The sequence below is a fragment of the Delftia sp. WSY_16 genome (assembly GCF_043104415.1).
Taxonomy (GTDB): Bacteria; Pseudomonadota; Gammaproteobacteria; order Burkholderiales; family Burkholderiaceae_C; genus Comamonas; species Comamonas tsuruhatensis.
Genome location: NZ_JBICKS010000005.1, coordinates 356,909 through 372,274, shown reverse-complemented (window position 1 = coordinate 372,274; position 15,366 = coordinate 356,909). Strand labels below are relative to the sequence as shown.

At 67.6% G+C, this 15,366-nt stretch carries 13 protein-coding genes and 1 tRNA gene; 8 read left to right on the top strand and 6 right to left on the bottom strand.

Annotated features, from left to right (window positions below):
• From ACF8O7_RS04855 to ACF8O7_RS04845, 3 genes are all read left to right on the top strand, one after another.
• The coding region (locus ACF8O7_RS04855; protein ID WP_392442590.1) for a helix-turn-helix domain-containing protein at nucleotides 1-203 on the top strand (203 nt) is incomplete at its 5' end.
• Nucleotides 204-311: 108 nt separating this feature from the next.
• Nucleotides 312-434, top strand: a complete 123-nt coding sequence (locus ACF8O7_RS04850; protein WP_013803059.1) for a hypothetical protein — start codon at nucleotides 312-314, stop codon at nucleotides 432-434.
• A 134-nt stretch (nucleotides 435-568) separates the two neighbouring features.
• Nucleotides 569-1,180 (top strand): hypothetical protein, encoded by a 612-nt coding sequence (locus ACF8O7_RS04845; protein WP_034369313.1) that lies wholly within the window; start codon nucleotides 569-571, stop codon nucleotides 1,178-1,180.
• A gap of 45 nt (nucleotides 1,181-1,225) precedes the next feature.
• Here the strand turns inward: ACF8O7_RS04845 and ACF8O7_RS04840 are convergent, their stop codons facing one another.
• A complete protein-coding gene (locus ACF8O7_RS04840; protein ID WP_392442587.1) occupies nucleotides 1,226-3,163 on the bottom strand; it encodes a PAS domain S-box protein in 1,938 nt (645 codons plus the stop codon).
• A gap of 86 nt (nucleotides 3,164-3,249) precedes the next feature.
• On the bottom strand, nucleotides 3,250-3,543 hold the full coding sequence (locus ACF8O7_RS04835) for a DUF2789 domain-containing protein (RefSeq protein WP_016452404.1): 294 nt from the start codon (nucleotides 3,541-3,543) through the stop codon (nucleotides 3,250-3,252).
• A 202-nt stretch (nucleotides 3,544-3,745) separates the two neighbouring features.
• Here ACF8O7_RS04835 and ACF8O7_RS04830 point away from each other — a divergent pair, with 202 nt between their 5' ends.
• Nucleotides 3,746-4,009 (top strand): hypothetical protein, encoded by a 264-nt coding sequence (locus tag ACF8O7_RS04830; protein ID WP_017406688.1) that lies wholly within the window; start codon nucleotides 3,746-3,748, stop codon nucleotides 4,007-4,009.
• A gap of 179 nt (nucleotides 4,010-4,188) precedes the next feature.
• Here ACF8O7_RS04830 and ACF8O7_RS04825 read toward each other — a convergent pair whose 3' ends face one another.
• Nucleotides 4,189-5,145, bottom strand: coding sequence for a LysR family transcriptional regulator (locus tag ACF8O7_RS04825; RefSeq protein ID WP_016448914.1), 957 nt, complete (start codon nucleotides 5,143-5,145; stop codon nucleotides 4,189-4,191).
• A gap of 106 nt (nucleotides 5,146-5,251) precedes the next feature.
• Here ACF8O7_RS04825 and ACF8O7_RS04820 point away from each other — a divergent pair, with 106 nt between their 5' ends.
• A complete protein-coding gene (locus ACF8O7_RS04820; protein WP_392442585.1) occupies nucleotides 5,252-6,469 on the top strand; it encodes an MFS transporter in 1,218 nt (405 codons plus the stop codon).
• Nucleotides 6,470-6,520: 51 nt separating this feature from the next.
• On the opposite strand, the gene ACF8O7_RS04815 is transcribed toward ACF8O7_RS04820, so the two are convergent.
• The 3 genes from ACF8O7_RS04815 to ACF8O7_RS04805 all read right to left on the bottom strand — a co-directional run bounded on the left by ACF8O7_RS04815 (nucleotide 6,521) and on the right by ACF8O7_RS04805 (nucleotide 10,559).
• Nucleotides 6,521-8,320, bottom strand: coding sequence for an SAM-dependent methyltransferase (locus ACF8O7_RS04815; RefSeq protein ID WP_392442582.1), 1,800 nt, complete (start codon nucleotides 8,318-8,320; stop codon nucleotides 6,521-6,523).
• Nucleotides 8,321-8,390: 70 nt separating this feature from the next.
• Nucleotides 8,391-9,491: a peptidoglycan-binding protein gene (locus ACF8O7_RS04810; protein ID WP_392442581.1), complete on the bottom strand. Its 1,101-nt coding sequence runs from the start codon at nucleotides 9,489-9,491 to the stop codon at nucleotides 8,391-8,393.
• A gap of 45 nt (nucleotides 9,492-9,536) precedes the next feature.
• Nucleotides 9,537-10,559, bottom strand: coding sequence for a hypothetical protein (locus ACF8O7_RS04805; RefSeq protein ID WP_241150310.1), 1,023 nt, complete (start codon nucleotides 10,557-10,559; stop codon nucleotides 9,537-9,539).
• Between the two features lie 590 nt (nucleotides 10,560-11,149).
• Between ACF8O7_RS04805 and ACF8O7_RS04800 the strand changes: the two genes are divergently transcribed.
• The 3 genes from ACF8O7_RS04800 (at nucleotide 11,150) to ACF8O7_RS04790 (ending at nucleotide 15,340) form a co-directional block, all read left to right on the top strand.
• Nucleotides 11,150-11,239, top strand: a tRNA-Ser gene (locus tag ACF8O7_RS04800).
• Nucleotides 11,240-11,823: 584 nt separating this feature from the next.
• Nucleotides 11,824-13,008 (top strand): non-hydrolyzing UDP-N-acetylglucosamine 2-epimerase, encoded by a 1,185-nt coding sequence (gene wecB / locus ACF8O7_RS04795; RefSeq protein WP_016449882.1) that lies wholly within the window; start codon nucleotides 11,824-11,826, stop codon nucleotides 13,006-13,008.
• 100 nt (nucleotides 13,009-13,108) lie between these two features.
• Nucleotides 13,109-15,340, top strand: coding sequence for a hypothetical protein (locus ACF8O7_RS04790; protein ID WP_392442577.1), 2,232 nt, complete (start codon nucleotides 13,109-13,111; stop codon nucleotides 15,338-15,340).
• Nucleotides 15,341-15,366 lie beyond the last annotated feature (26 nt).

Here is a 15,366-nt window from a genome sequence, read left to right as displayed (position 1 = left end):
CTGCACGATGCGCTGCACCGCGCACCGCCTTGGCTGGCAATGCCGGCGAGCCCGCCGCACAGGCGCTGGAACAGCTGCTTGCGCAATGCCAGGGCAATGTCTCCGAGGCGGCGCGCCAGCTCGGCGTCAGCCGCTCCACCATCCACCGGCGCATCCAGCAGCTGCAGCTGGGCGTGCGGCATGCCCAATGGCGCGGGCCCTAGGGCCGAGCGGCAACCGGCAATACCGAAGCATCGCTGACACGGTGTTACAGGAGCTACGGCGTTCACCAGTAGATTGAAGCGTTTCGTCCATTGCAGCCCCAAAAAAAGATGAAACCCAAGATCAACTTCATTGAACGCGAGCGCCTGTTCCGGCGGGAACTGAAACGGCGAAAGGTCAGGTTCCTGCCCATGCAGGTATTGCGCCGGCTGTTCGAGAAGGCAGGTGTCTGAGCCCTCCCCCACGGCTGCAACAACTGGAGCAGGTCTGGCTGCGCATGCAGCCTCTCAAACCCGCCGCATTCAGCGCTACACTGCCCGGCTCGCTGCCCATGGGCGAAGCAGTGAATACGGCCGGGTGACTTGGCATGTATGGGCAGCTTTGGCTTTGGATTGCCCCAGAAAAACGGGAGAGTGGCTTGCCTATATACAGCTTGTCTTGTGCCAATTGCTCCGCTCCACTGGAGATTGGAAGTGATACGGAACGCTTCATCTGCGCGCATTGCGGAAGCGCCCAAATTCTTGAACGTCAAGGCGGGATCATTTCACTGAAAAAGGTGGAACACTCCCTTCACGCCATCCAACGGGGCACAGATCGCACAGCGGCAGAACTGGCCATCCCAAGGCTGACGCAAGAAAAGCAGCAGATTCTGGCGCTGCGTGCACAAGCGTTGGAAGCCCATCAAAAGAAGCGTGCACACGCACGTGGCCGAAGGTTGAAGCTGACCGGCATCAGCTTCCTCGTCCTGCTTCTTGCGGGTCCTACGGCGATAAACCAGATCAAGATGCCTGCCATCAACACTGCGCTCACGTTGGCGTGGATGCTTTCCTTGATCGTCATACCCGCTCTTGTTTTTCTAAAAACAAGGATGCCGCGAAGTACCCCCGCGCAAGTCATCAGTGATTACGACGCGCAATTGGCGTCGATTGAAGCCCACTTACAGGCCAATCGCGCCATTGTTTCCACCCTGCCATCTTGATGTGATGGCTTGTGAGAACTCTTCGCAGGCCATCTCCATGGGTGCTCACGCCCTCACCAACTGAAGCAGCAGCTGGCGTAGATCGTCCTGCGAATAGGGCTTGGCCAGCCGCGTCATTCCTGGTGGCAGTGCCGGTATGTCGGCAAAGCCGCTGGCCAGGATGAAGTTCAGGCCCGGGTATCGCGCTGCAATATGCCGGGCCAGCTCCACGCCGTTCATGCCGGGCATGGCGTAGTCGGAGATGACCACGTCGAAGCGCGCCTGCCGCGCAAGCAGGTCGATGGCCTCCTGCCCGGCGCTCAGGGTCGTGACGCGGTGGCCCAGGTCTTCCAGCAGGGCCGAGGCATTGGCCCTCACCAGCGGGTCGTCATCCACCAGCAGCACATCCAGGGGCCCCACGTCCTGCACGCTTTGCCCGCCCAGATGGCAGGCCGTGCTTTCGTCTTTGGAGACGGGCATCCACATCTCCACCGTGGTGCCGCTGCCCAGGGCGCTGTGCAGCACGAGCTTGCCGCCGGACTGGGCCACCAGCCCGTCCACCATGGCCAGGCCCAGGCCGGTGCCCTTGCCCACGCCCTTGGTGGTGAAGAAGGGCTCGACCACATGCGAGAGTGTCTGTTCGTCCATGCCCTCGCCGGTGTCCACCACGCGCACGCAGACATACGAGCCCGAGGCCAGGCCCGCAAGCTGGCGCGGCAGCGTGGTTTCCACGGCCGCCGTGATCTTGATGACGCCGCCGCCCGGCATGGCATCGCGCGCATTGGCAACCAGGCTGAGGATGCTGCTCTCGAACTGGCTGGGATCGGTGGCGATGCGCGGCAGGTCTGAGGCCAGGGCCATCTTCAGAAAGATATGCGGGCCAGCCGTCTGCTGCAGCAGGCCTTGCATCCCGGTCAGCAGCACAGCGACGTCCACGGCCTGCGTCTTCAATTCCTGCTGCCGCGCAAAGGCCATCATGCGCTGGGTCAGCGACGCACCGCGCTGTGCGCCGCGCGTGGCGATCTCCACCAGCGAACGCAGGCGATCGTCGGGCGGCATGCGCTTGCGCAGCAGTTCCAGGCTGCTGAGCACGGCCATCAGCAGATTGTTGAAATCATGGGCCACCCCGCCCGTGAAGCGGCCGATAGCCTCCATCTTCAAGGCCTGGCGCAGCTGGGCCTCGGCAGCCTTGCGCTCCGTCACATCACGCGTGACCTTGGCAAAACCGATCAGTTGGCCCTCGTCGTAGATGGCATCGATCACGACCGATGCCCAAAAACGCGAGCCGTCCTTGCGCACGCGCAGGCCTTCGGCCTCCATGCGGCCGGTGCTGACGGCCGTGCGCAGTCCCGCCTGTGGCAGCCCCGCCTGCTGGTCCTCTGGTGTGTAAAAGCGCGAGAAATGGGTATGGAGGACCTCGTCCTCTTCATAGCCCTTGATGCGCTTGGCACCCAGGTTCCAGCTGACGATGCGGCCCTCGGGATCCAGCATGTAGATCGCACAGTCGGTCACGCTCTGCACCAGCAAGGCAAAGCTGCGCTCGGCGCTGGAAAGAGGGCTGGACCGGGAAGGCACGGCCAGAGCCTGCGATGCCCCGGACGGGGGTGCATCCGCCTCGCGCACACTCAGCAGCAGGGCCAGGCTGCCATCGCCGAGCCGTACGCGAGAGCTGCATGAGGCCACAGGCCGCTCGCGTCCCATGCAGGTCAGCAAGGGCCAGCGGCTGGCCTGCCGTGCGGCGCCTGCGGGCTCGCACTGGCTGTTGAACCAGCCTGCGCGCCCGCTGCTGGCGACGAAGCGGTCCTCGAAAACACTACCCTCCAGGGCATCGCCGGAATGCTCCAGCAGGCTCAACGCATGGCGGTTGCAGCGCGCCAGTCGCCCATCGAGTCCGACGACGAAGACTGCGTCCGGAAAGGCCTCCAAAGCAGCAAGGCCCGGATCAAGGGGGAGTTGTGCGTCGGAGCCTGCAGGGGCCGGCGCCAGACCAGTCGAGGTCAGCATGTGAACGACTCCGTAGGCAAATGGGTTGAACGAGCCGGAAAAATTGTAAGCACCACGGGTTCATCGCAAGCGGTTGCATCACAGGATCAGGGACGAGCCTCCTGCTCGTGCCCGGCAATTGCGGGCGAAGGCGCAGCCTGGAGGTCTGGCTCGGCATGCAAGGCCTCGCTGAGCTGGTCCACCACCAGCGCCCAGGTCGCATCGGCATGCCACTGCTGCGAGAACAGGGCACGTTGCGCGTCGGTCCAGAACGGTGCATCCACCAGCAGCGTGTCCTTTTCCAGCCGGTGCGAGAGGATGAACTGCTTGATGCCCTCCGGGCTGGAGTCCAGACCCAGCTGGTCGAAAAGATTGGTCATGGTGGGTTCGGCTGTGATCATGGGGGGTCCTTGTTGTGACGGGGTTGGCTCAAGGCTAGAAGCTCGGCCGGCGGCACCATGTCGGACACTGAAGCAAGCTGCCGTCGGCGGCCCTTCTGCGAGTGGGCCGCAGCGCCCGCGCCGTGCAAAGCCCTGCTCCTACACGGTTGCCTCGGCGGTTCGGCGCACCATGCAGCCATCTCATCACAGGACATTGCATTCCATGAAGAAACTGCTGCTTGCTACCGCCATTTCCTTCGCAGCTGCCGCTGCCCTGTCACCCGTCCATGCCCAGGTGGGCAAGGCTGCCTCCGAAGCCGCCGACGCTGCAGACCACAAGGTGAAGGAAAAGCAGGCCGACGCCAAGGCCAAGGACAGCGGGCCGGTCGGCAAGGCCGTGAACAACGTCAAGTCGGACTACCACAACAAGCGCTCCAAGCGGTCGGCAGAGAACGCCAAGGAATCGCTGAAGAAGGCGACCGAGTAGACGGCAACGCCCGGATAGACAAAGGCCCACTCGCGTGGGCCTTTGTCTTTTGGAGAAGCCCGGCCATGCCGGGCGCAGCCTCAGAAGCTGTGCCGCAGCGCCAACATCACGCTGCGCGGCGCACCGGGCAGGTTCAGGTCGGGGCTGGTGCCGTGGGCGGACACGATGCATCAAGCAACTCAGGGCAGCGGCGCGCGCATTCCCGTCAGGCCCGGCATGACTTCCCGCATGGCCGCAATGAAGGCGCGCAGCCGCGCCGGCTGGTGGCGCGCGGGTGGGTAGACCAGATGCACGGGCAGCGGCGCCGCCTGCCAGTCGGGCGCCAGATGCACCAGGCGGCCGGCCTCCAGATCCTCGCGCACGATCCAGGCCGAGGCCAGGGCCGCGCCCAGTCCGCCCAGGGCGGCGTTGCGCAGCGCATAAAGGCTGTCGGTGCTGAGCCGGGGCTCGAACTGCAGGCGCCAGGATTTGCAGACCCGCTCATCGCCCACGCGGTGCAGCTCCAGCTCGCGCTGGTAGAAGGTGCGCAGCGCAATCCAGGGCAGGCCCTGCAGTTCGCGCGGGTGCTGGGGCACGCTGCCCTGCCCCAGCAAGGCGGGCGCGGCCACGGCAATGCGCGGCACCTCGGCCACGCGCAGCGCAATCACCGAAGGGTCGACCACGGTGCCGACCTGCACGGCGCAGTCGATGCCTTCGGCAATGAAGTCCGGCTGGCGGTCATGCAGCAGCCATTCGACCTTGACGGCCGGATGGCGGTCCAGAAACGCCAGCAGCGGCGCCATGAGCTGGTCCTGGCCAAAGGCGTGGGGCGCGACCACACGCAGCAGGCCGCGCGGCGTGTCCTGGGCGCCGCGCAGGTCGGACTCCAGCGCGTGCCATGCCTCCAGCAGCTCGCGCGCATGCTCCAGGCAGCGCTGGCCGTCGTCGGTCAGCGCCATGGCGTGGGTGGAGCGCCGCAGCAGGCGCAGGCCCAGCGCGCGCTCCAGCGTCTGCAGGCGCCGGCTGACCGTGGGCTGGGTGGTGGACATCTGCTGCGCAGCGGCCGAAAGACTGCCGCTTTCGACGATGCGCACAAAGGTCTGCAGCAGTTCGATGCGGTCAGCGCCAGAAGGCAGGGGAAGGTCGGCAAGGGTCATACGCCAAGCGTATATCGATTCTGCAGGCGCAGCCACTACCGTGGTGTGCTGCGCCGCACCACACTACGGCCATCGCTTTTCAACTGCGCCTGACAGGCGCCTCAACATGTCTTCTATTCAATCTACGCATATGCAAACCGCTGCGGGCGCGCAGGCCGCCGGCGTGCCGGCATCGCTGGTGCTGCTGATGGCGACCACGGCGGGCGTGGGCGTGGCCTCGCTCTACTACAGCCAGCCCATGCTGGGGGTGCTCGGCCCCGACCTGGGCGCAGGCGAACGCGCCGTGGGCTTTGTGCCCACGCTGACCCAGCTGGGCTATGCGCTGGGAATTTTGCTGCTGGCACCGCTGGGCGACCGCATGGACCGCCGGCGCATCATCCTGGCCAAGACCGCCGTGCTGATGCTGGCCCTGCTGGCCAGCGGGCTGGCTCCGGGCCTGGCGCCGCTGCTGGCTGCCAGCCTGGCCGTGGGCCTGGCCGCCACCCTGGCGCAGGACGTGGTGCCGGCCGCCGCCACGCTGGCGCCCGAGCACCAGCGCGGCAAGGTGGTGGGCACGGTGATGACGGGGCTGCTGCTGGGCATCTTGCTGTCGCGCGTGGTCAGCGGCCTGCTGGCTGAGCATGGGGGCTGGCGCAGCGTCTTTCTGCTGGCCGCCGCTGCCATGGCACTGCTGGGGATGGCCCTGTGGCGCGGGCTGCCCAGTTTCAAACCCACCACGCAACTGGGCTATGGCGCGCTGCTGGGCTCCATGGTGCAGCTGTGGCGCAGCCAGCCTGCGCTGCGCCGCGCGGCACTGGCACAGGGCCTGCTGTCGGTGGCCTTCAGCGCGTTCTGGTCCACGCTGGCCGTGATGCTGCACCAGCAGTTCCACATGGGCAGCGCCGCTGCCGGCGCCCTGGGCCTGGCGGGTGCGGCCGGTGCACTGGCCGCCCCGCTGGCAGGCCGGCTGGCCGACCGCAGCGGCCCGCAGCGCGTGACCTGCCTGGGTGCGGGCCTGGCCCTGGCATCGTTCGCCGCGCTGGCACTGTCGCCCTGGCTGCCGGCCGGCGCACAGCTGCCACTGCTGGTGGCCAGCGCCATCGGTTTCGACTTCGGCATCCAGGCCACGCTGGTGGCGCACCAGACCCTGGTGTATGGCCTGGAGCCTGCCGCGCGCAGCCGGCTCAATGCGCTGCTGTTCACGGGCGTGTTCATCGGCATGGCCTCGGGCTCGGCGCTGGGCGCGCTGGCCCTGGCGCAATGGGGCTGGGGCGGCGTGGTGGCCCTGGCCTGCGCGGCATCGGCGGCAGCGCTGGGCGTGCGGCTGGCCGGCCGCCAGCACTGAAGCTGGCAGGCCGGGCCGTTGGCGGGCCTGCCAGCCTATGCCCTGGCCTGCCTATGCCCCGGCCTGCAGACGCGCCGCGCGCTGCGCCAGCCGCTGCTGCTGCGAGGCACGCAGGGCAGCGATCTGCGCCAGGATCTGCTGCTGCTTTTCCATCAGGCGCTGCGTGTGCACGCCATGCGCATCCCCCGCCAGGCCCTGGGCGATGCAGGCGAGCGCGCGCCCCGGGTCGCCGCACTGCTGCCAGGTGTAGGCCAGGTTGAGCTGGGTGCGGGCATCGCGCGGGTCTATGCGCTCGGCCTGCAGGTAGGCGTCATGCGCGGCAGCAAACTGCTCCTGGCAGAACAGGCAGTCGCCCAGCACGTTCCACAGCCAGGTGCTGAGCCAGGGGTTGAGCTCCAGCGCGCTGCGCGCCAGCTCGATGCCTGCCGCAAAGTCCCGCAGCTGCAGGCCCACGAACTCCGCCACCTCGCCCAGCAGGCGCCAGTCGCGCGGGCTGCGGGTGATGGCCTGGCGGTAGCTTTCCAACGCGGCGTCCTGCCGGCCCGACTCCAGGTTCGTGCGGGCCTCATGGGCCGGGGCCTCGAAGAACTGCTGCGCGTCGGCGCTGAAGCGGTTGAGAAAGGCGGCCGCCGTGCGCTCGCATCCCTCGCCGATCAGCAGCCGCGCATGGATGGCCCTTTGCGCATCGCCCGAAGGCGCCAGCACCTGCCACCCCTCGCGCCCGAACAATTGCGCCAGCAGCGGGAAGTTCAGGCCGATGGCGCTGGTGCGGCCAAAGCGCTGGGAGGCGCCCGACTGAGCCGCCGCCTCGGGCGTGCAGGCGCCGTAGTCGTTGATGAGCACCAGGCCCTTGGGCGCCAGCCGCTGCTGCAGCGTCTGCAGCGCGCCGAAGGCGCCGTGGTTGACCAGCAGGCGTGTCGCGTCCTGGCTGACGGACAGGGCGGCATCCACCCAGGGCGACAGTGCCGCGTCGCCGCAGTCGAAAAATCCCGTCTCCTGCTCGAACAGGCCCACCAGGGGCAGCAGGCGCGCGCGCTCGGCCGCATCCGCGTGATCCACCAGGGCGCGGATCTCATGCGGCGACAGCGCGGTGTACTGGCGCACGAGCTGGGCATCGTCCGTCAGGCGGGTGCGTATGCGCAGCTCCTGCACCGGCCCGCCATTCTGGCGCCGCACGACGGTGGCGGGCAGCACATCCAGCACGTAGTTGCAGAACACGGCATGCAGCGGCGGCAGCGGCACCGTGCTGCCGTCGTGCAGCCGAACGGCCTCGGGGTGCATGGCGTCGCAGCAGCCTGCCACGACCTGGCCGCCAAACTCGGCAAACAGGCCGCGCTCGTGCCACTGCGCAACGGTGCGCGGCGAGCCGTCTGTCACGTAGCAGACCAGCCGCTGGTCGAAATCACGCCCTTCCTGCTGGCACAGGTGCCGGAAGGCCTGCAGGAACATGCGCGCGAACAGGCCGCAGCCCGCGCCCAGCTCCAGCACGGCAATCGTGCCCTGCGGCGCCGTGTCCGCGCAGTGATGGAACAGCAGGGCCGCCGCATCTTCGGAGAGACGGCCGCTGTTGTTGACCACGTAGGGCACCTCGTTCTCGGCAAAGGTCAACAGGCCCGCCTGCGCCCAATGCAGATGGCCCAGCTCCCACTCGATGCTTTCGGTGATGGGCCGAAAGTCCTGCAGCAGTTGCGAGGCGACGCGCACACCGGACAGCACGTCCTGCGGCGCACGGACCGCAGCGGGCGGCCCGGTGGGCGCACCGGCAGAGGCGGAAAGGGACAGGGAAATGGGCATGGACATGGGCAAGGGCACGCGCAGCGCGGCCTCGCCCTTCGAATAGTCGGTTCTCAAGATGCTTTCTCCGGGAGATGCACGGCAGTGGCGCCTGCCCGCGCGGCAGGCGGCAGACGTCCGGCCGGGCTCAGGGCACGGGTGCCCACTTGGACCAGTTCAGGTCGGCCTGCTCGAAATCGGCCTTGAGCATGCGGCGCATGGCGGCCACCTCGTCCTGGGTGATCTGCGTTTCCTTCACCTGCTTGCCCGTGGCCAGGGTGCGGGCCTTGGCCAGATCGGCCTTGGTCACGGAGGCCGTTCCGGCCCAGATGGACTTGGCCGAACCCACGGTGACCCAGTGCTTGCCCTGGGACTGCAGGTCGGCCTGGTAGGCGGATTTCCAGCGCATGTTGTTCTGCGAAACGGCATTGAGCAGCTTGGCCAGCGAGCGCTGGTTGCTCACGCCTTCCTGGGCGAAGGCCTGCAGGTGCACGCGCTCGAACTTCAGCGGCAGCAGGCCCTGCTTGGCGGCCAGACGGTCGCGCTCATCCCACCAGCGCGCGGCATCGGCCGCTTTGGCGGTATGCAGCTGGTTGAGCCAGTCGGCATCGGTGACGATGCTGCCGTCGCCCTTGACCCACTGGAAGCGCTTGAAGCCGATGTCGGCCGCCCGGCCGAAGTTGTGGTTGCTCTCGCCGGGGCCGGCCTTGGTCTGGGTCTCTGCGGCCTGCTGGGCAAAGGTGCGGCGGCGGCCGGTGGGCGTGATCCACAGCGCGATCTTGTGCGTGTCGTACATCTGCTGCACCAGGCTGGCCAGCTTGGCGCGGAAGGTGGGCTCGTACTCCGCATCGTTGGCAATGGCGGCCTTGCTGGTGGCCGCATCCTGGGCCTTGGCCTCGATATACACCGTCTTGGAGTTGTTCGCGGAGCGCATGTTCTGGTGCGATGCAGGCAGCATGGCGCTGAGCTTGGCCACCGTGGCGCCACCGGCTGCCGCCAGGCCCAGTGCCTCCTTGGCGCCACCGGCCTGCGGCTGGCCGGGCGCGGCCTTGGCCGCCGCCAGCTTGTGGTCGTTCTGGAAACGCTTTAGCGCGGCGCGCGTCTGGGCGCCGTAGCTGCCGTCGTAGTCCACGCCCAGATAGGGTGCATTCTTGGCGTCCTTCACCACGCGCAGCATGGCCTGCAGCAGGGCCACGTCATGGACCTGGTTGCTGCCGCCCTCGCCTACGCTGTCCTTGATGTCTGGCATGTGTCTTCCCTCTTTGCGGTTGTCGGTGTCACGCGCTGCACGGGCTCAGCGGGCGGGATCGGTCTTGCGGTCAGGTTTCCGGCCGGGCGCCTGTTCCGCCTTCGGCAGCAGATGCGCCAAAGGCACCGTGCGCGGCTGCAGCCTGGCCGAGCAGGCACGCAGCCGCAGCGATTCGGCATGCGCCTGTGCCATATCCGCGGCCACCTGCACCAGGGCGTGATGCGGCGCAGCTCCTGCGGGGCGTGTGAGCACCACGGCATAGCCTCCCAGGCAGTCGGCCTGCTGCGCGCGCGCTGCACGCGCGGCGGCCACGCCGGCATAGCGCGCAGCCACCACGGCCTGCACGGCAGCCGGCGGCGCCGATGCCTGTTCGGCAAACGCCTGCCGGCCTGCGTTCCAGCGCAGGCTGCGGGTCTCGATCTGGTCGGGGGCGTCGTCCTGCGGTGAGTCATAGCGCACCAGCAGCACCGGGATCCGGCCCGTGGGCGCCAGCACCCAGCTTTGGTAGCTGCCTGGAGGCTCTTCGTACTGCCAGGCCAGATGCGGTCCCTGGGCCGTGGCGACATAGAGCGCATGGCGGCGCTTGGGATGGTCGAAGCCGCCCATCTGCGTGACCAGCAAGGCGCGCGCCCCGCCTTGCACGCCGGGCAGGCGCAAGGTCCGCGCCGCGGCGGTGACCGTGCCTTCTTCCTCGCCGGTCGTCCAGACGCGCGCGCGCTGCGCGGCCTCGGACAAGGGATCGCCCGCGCCGTACAGCGGATCGGATGGCGCCAGCTGGGCCTGCCCTCTTGAAGCAGGCCAGGCCAGCGCCGCTGGCTTGCCTTGCTCCATACCGGCACGCACCAGCCTCAGTTCGAAGGGACAGGCCGACTCCGTGCAGGCAGGCAGGGACAACTCATAGGCAGGCGCCCCCTTGGCCGTGCCGGACGGCAGGCTTTCCAGCACCTGCCGCTGCAGCCCGGCAGCGAACGCCGTCGTACCCAGCAGCGCCACAAGCCCGAAGGCCAGTGCGGGCAATACCGGCGTCTGGCGAAATGAAGAATCGGCGCGCATTGAGTGGAAAGCCATGGTGATAGTGAGTTCCTATGATTTTCCAGACGGAAATCCGTTACTGCTGCATTTCATCGGCGCAGGCATTTTCCACAAGCTCCCATTTGATGTCTGTTGCAAAATTCATCCAACGCCGCATGAAGGAAATTCGTCCCCCGCAATGCCTCCCGGATCCCGTGCAAATACCGATTCATTGGCGGTGTTTTTTCAAGAAACATCAACAATATCAATAGCTTGCACCAACACAGATGGGCAATGAAAATACCATCTTGTACACATGAAAAATGTCGCCACAGATGGACGGGCCGCACCGGAGATTCACACCGCATTCCGGCACCTTCCATTTACACGAACTCCATTACATTTTCCACCCTGAAAATCAGTGGATGACACCAGGCGCATGCATTGAACCCATCGCAAATCCGTCCCATGTCACGGTATTGCCTGCCGTCACTACCCGCCTGTCCGCGCCCGGACAGGCAACACCCGGCATTGCCACGGTTGCACTGCAGGCCCTGAGTGGGGCAACCATCGCCGCACGGGCCAGCGCAGCCGGCACCAGTTTCTTACCGTGGACGCCCGAAATCACTGCTACAATCGAGGGCTTAGGAGAGGTGGATGAGCGGTTTAAGTCGCACGCCTGGAAAGCGTGTGTGGGCTAATCCCCACCGCGGGTTCGAATCCCGCCCTCTCCGCCATACACCCAGCAAAACGGGCCCCTACACGGGGCCCGTTTTCGTTTCCGGGCCTGCATTCGGCCCGGGTCCTGCCCCGCGCAGCCTCGCGCCGCATCCACCCGGCAGGCCGTCAGCGCATCAGGGAAAGTCACAGGCTGCACCTGCCCCTCAAGCCTTGCGCAGACCCCTGCCTGGGCATGCAATACGCAGGTGTCCGACAGGCACAGCCTTGTTTCAGTGATGTACTAGCTGCAACAAAGCACCCAGGCGCGCAGCTTTGTGCAACCGCAGCGCGGCGCGAAAAAGCATCCAGGCCCAGCCGCAAGAGGCTTGCAGGGTGAGAGATCCGACGGAGGTTCCAAATGGAAAGCAATGTCACAAAATCCCTTCAAGTCCTCTTAATTTCCGTCAATTTCACTCAATTGACGATAGTTTTCAATCAGAGACGCCAAGCCGATCGAAAAAGCCAAAAACCCGACGTATATTCCACACCGCCTTGCAGCCTGCCCGGCCCGCCCTCGGGCTGAGACGGCCCCCGCTCTCCGGGCGCGGAGCACCAGAACAACGCAGGAGCGAAGAGCACAAGAAGACGCAAAGGGGTTGGCATGAAAATTCTTTCGTTTTTCGGGACCCGTCCCGAGGCCATCAAGATGGCGCCGCTGGTGACGGCCCTCTCGCAGACGCGCGGCATCGAAAGCGTGGTGTGCGTGACGGGCCAGCATCGCCAGATGCTGGACCAGGTGATGGATCTGTTCGGCCTGCAGGCCCGGCACGACCTGGCCGTCATGCAACCCAGCCAGACACTCAACGGCCTGTTCTCCCGCGTGGTGGCGGGCGCCGACGGCGTGCTGGAGCAGGAAAAGCCCGACTACGTGCTCGTGCACGGCGACACCAGCACGGCCACGGCCTGTGCGCTGGCAGCATTTCACCGGCGCATTCCCGTGGGCCATGTGGAAGCCGGCCTGCGCACGGGGGATCTGGCCCAGCCCTTTCCCGAGGAAATGAACCGCCGCGTGGTCGATGTGGTCAGCCAGTGGATGTTCGCGCCCACGCCCACGTCGCGTGCCAACCTGCTGCGCGAGAACCTGCAGGGCCGCATCGCCGTGACCGGCAATACCGTCATCGATGCGCTGGCCACGCTGTGCGACCGGCTCGATGCCCGGCCCGAGCTCGCCCGCGACATTGCCGGGCGCCATCCCTGGGTGGACGCGCAGCGCCCGCTGCTGCTGGTCACGGGCCACCGGCGCGAGAACTTCGGCGAAGGCTTCCAGAACATCTGCGCCGCGCTGGCCGAGCTGGCGCGGCGCCATCCGGACCTGCTCATCGTCTACCCAGTGCACTTCAATCCTGCCGTGCGCGAGGTGGTCATGCGTACGCTGGGCGGCATGGACAACATCCGCCTCATCGATCCGCTGGACTATGTGGACTTCGTCTGGTTCATGCAGCGGGCCCGCATCATCCTGACCGATTCCGGCGGCGTGCAGGAGGAAGCACCCTACCTGGGCAAGCCCGTGCTGGTGATGCGCGATGTGACCGAGCGGCCCGAGGCCGTATCGGCCGGCACCGTGCTGCTGGTGGGCACGCAGCGCGCGCGCATCGTGGCCGAGGTGAACCGCCTGCTGACCGATGAAGGCCACCGCGCCTCGTTCGCGCGCCGCATCAATCCCTATGGCGACGGACGGGCCTCGCAGCGCATCGTACGGGCCTTGCTGGGACAGCCCTTCGAGGAGTTTGCCGCCGGACCGGCAGGCATCCTCGCCACCATGGGCAAGGGCTTGGCGCCGGCCTGAAGGCCGCCAGTCCCAACGCAACGGCAGCCGCCCTGCAGCAACTGAACGTGTCACGAATCGCGTCACGAACCGAGCACCGAAGTGAAAAAGAGGCCCCCCCATGCAACCGACCATCCACCGCCATTCGTTTTCCCGCACCGGGGCCCGCTGGGCGCTGGGTTCGCTGCTGGGCCTGGGTGCCCTGTTCACCCAGGCGGCATCCGCCTCGGCGCTGGGTGACGCCATACGGCAGCTGGGCGCCAGCGACGGGCTGCAGCGCAGCGTCACGCTCAAGGAGCTGGGCATTGTCGACCCGGTCGTGCTGGCCGGCACGGCCACCCAGGACTTCTACCTGCCCGTGCCGCGCGGCCTGCCTCTGGGCGATGCCAGCATCGCCTTCGATGGCCGCTACCTGAAGGGAGAGCCGGGGACCTCGACCGTGGTGATCTCGCTCAACGGTACGCCGGCCGTATCCCAGACCGTGCCGGACGGCGAAGGCACGCTGCAGCGCAACCTGCCCGTGGCCCAGCCTGCGCGCGCCAGCGACTTCGTGCGCCTGGGCGTGAACTGGCGCAACCGCAACAACAGCCAGCAGCGCTGCGACGAAAACCACTCCCTCGCCAACTCGCTGACCATCTCGCCGCAGACACGCCTGAGCTACCGCGTGGACCCGCGCGATGTGCGCACCATCGAGGATGTCTGGAACACCCTGCCCGTGCGCACCACCGTGCTGGTGTCGGGCAGGCAGCTGGAGCAGGCCTCGTTCGACAGCGCCTGGCGCATCGGCGCCAGCCTGCAGCGCAACAACAGGCGCATGCAGGTACGGGCCCTTCCTGCCGTGGGCGAGGTGATCGACCTGCGCGGCCTGGAGGTTCCCGCCGCCCTGGCCGGCGTGCCCGCCTTTGCCGCGCTGCGGGGCGCCGAGCCCCAGCACAAGCTGGCCAGTGACGCCGAACTGGGCGCGCTGCTCATGCTCGGGGCCGCCCAGGTCAGCGGCGACATCGTGGTGGCCGACAAGGCACTGCAGCAGCGCCTGACCGCCGCCTTCGCGGCCCTGCAGGCCCAGCTGGCGGCCGACCCCGATGCGGGCCAGGCGCTGCAGCAATGGCGTGCCCGCCGCGCGCCGCTGGCCAGCGAGGCGCTGGCCTCGCAGCAACTGCGAGCCTTGCCCATGGGCCGCCAGATGGTGCTGGCCGTGGCCTCCGATGCGGGTGCGCGCGTGGCCGGCCTGCAGGAGGCCGCCCTGCAGCGCCTGTTGGTCAGCGACAACGTGACGGTGGCTGCGGCCCAGCCCCCGCAATGGGACGAGGCCAAGGGCATCCGCCTGTCCAGCCTGGGCGGCAGCCCCGACAGCTTCGACGTGCTGTCGCGCGGCGAGTGGACGATGAACTTCCCGCTGAGCGCCGTCGCCTCGCAGGGCCGGATGCCGGGCGAGATCACGCTGTACGTGGCCGCAGCCCCCGGCGCCTCGGCCACGCGCCCCGTGGCCACGCTGTTCTGGAACGGCATGCTGCTGTCGGCCCGCCAGCTGGACGCCAACGGCCAGCCCGAGCGCCTGCGCGCCCGCGTGCCCGGCTACGCGCTGGGCATCAACAACACCTTGCGCGTGTCGGTGCAGCGCCAGCCCTACTCGGCCGACTGCAACGAGATTCCCCAGCCCTATCCCGCCAGCGTGCTGCCGGCCATCAGCTATGTGACGCCCGGCAAGGCCGAGCCCAACGGCAGCTTCATCGGCCTGCTGCCCCTGCTGGGCGCCAGGTCGCAGCTGCTGGTGCCTGCCAGCTACCTGTCGGCCGCGCCGGCCGCGCTGGAGCGCATGGCCAACCTGGCAGCCGCCAGCGGCCTGTCGGCCTCGCAGGCCGAGCTGGTCGTGGCCCAGGCCGATGCGCCCGCCAAGCCTTCCATGCCCTTCGTGGCCATGGAGGTGCCGGTGGACGGCGCCAAGCCCCTGGTGACGGTCACGGACGGTCAGCAGCTGCGCATTCGCGGCAAGTCGCTGGACTGGCTGGACATCAAGGGGCTGAAACAGCTGTCCTCGGCCGAAGTGGTCACTGCCGGCGGCCAGCAGGGCGTGCTGTGGCGTGCCATCGGCGAGTGGACTGGCGGCCTGGGCGAGCCCTTCCTGCTCAATCGCGGCAACATCGCCGTGATCGGCGGTGACGGCCCTCTGGCCTGGGTGGACAGCAGCAACCCCGATGCCGGCATTCCGTCCGGTCCGCGCGAAGGCGCCTTCCACGAATGGCGCAACTTCCTGTCCTGGAGCGTGCCCGGCATCGCCATTGCGCTGGTCGTGGTGGTGCTGCTGGTGCTGCTGGCCTGGGCGGTGGCGCGCAGCAAGCAGCCCAGGCACTGAGCCGGGCCCGAGCCACGATGACGACG

Excerpts from the sequence above, each read along its gene's own strand:
- ACF8O7_RS04850 (WP_013803059.1), top strand. The coding sequence starts at position 312 with ATGAAACCCAAGATCAACTTCATTGAACGCGAGCGCCTGTTCCGGCGG.
- ACF8O7_RS04805 (WP_241150310.1), bottom strand. The coding sequence starts at position 10,559 with ATGGCTTTCCACTCAATGCGCGCCGATTCTTCATTTCGCCAGACGCCG.
- wecB (WP_016449882.1), top strand. The coding sequence starts at position 11,824 with ATGAAAATTCTTTCGTTTTTCGGGACCCGTCCCGAGGCCATCAAGATG.
- ACF8O7_RS04845 (WP_034369313.1), top strand. The coding sequence starts at position 569 with ATGTATGGGCAGCTTTGGCTTTGGATTGCCCCAGAAAAACGGGAGAGT.
- ACF8O7_RS04810 (WP_392442581.1), bottom strand. The coding sequence starts at position 9,491 with ATGCCAGACATCAAGGACAGCGTAGGCGAGGGCGGCAGCAACCAGGTC.
- ACF8O7_RS04830 (WP_017406688.1), top strand. The coding sequence starts at position 3,746 with ATGAAGAAACTGCTGCTTGCTACCGCCATTTCCTTCGCAGCTGCCGCT.
- ACF8O7_RS04790 (WP_392442577.1), top strand. The coding sequence starts at position 13,109 with ATGCAACCGACCATCCACCGCCATTCGTTTTCCCGCACCGGGGCCCGC.
- ACF8O7_RS04825 (WP_016448914.1), bottom strand. The coding sequence starts at position 5,145 with ATGACCCTTGCCGACCTTCCCCTGCCTTCTGGCGCTGACCGCATCGAA.
- ACF8O7_RS04835 (WP_016452404.1), bottom strand. The coding sequence starts at position 3,543 with ATGATCACAGCCGAACCCACCATGACCAATCTTTTCGACCAGCTGGGT.
- ACF8O7_RS04840 (WP_392442587.1), bottom strand. The coding sequence starts at position 3,163 with ATGCTGACCTCGACTGGTCTGGCGCCGGCCCCTGCAGGCTCCGACGCA.
- ACF8O7_RS04820 (WP_392442585.1), top strand. The coding sequence starts at position 5,252 with ATGTCTTCTATTCAATCTACGCATATGCAAACCGCTGCGGGCGCGCAG.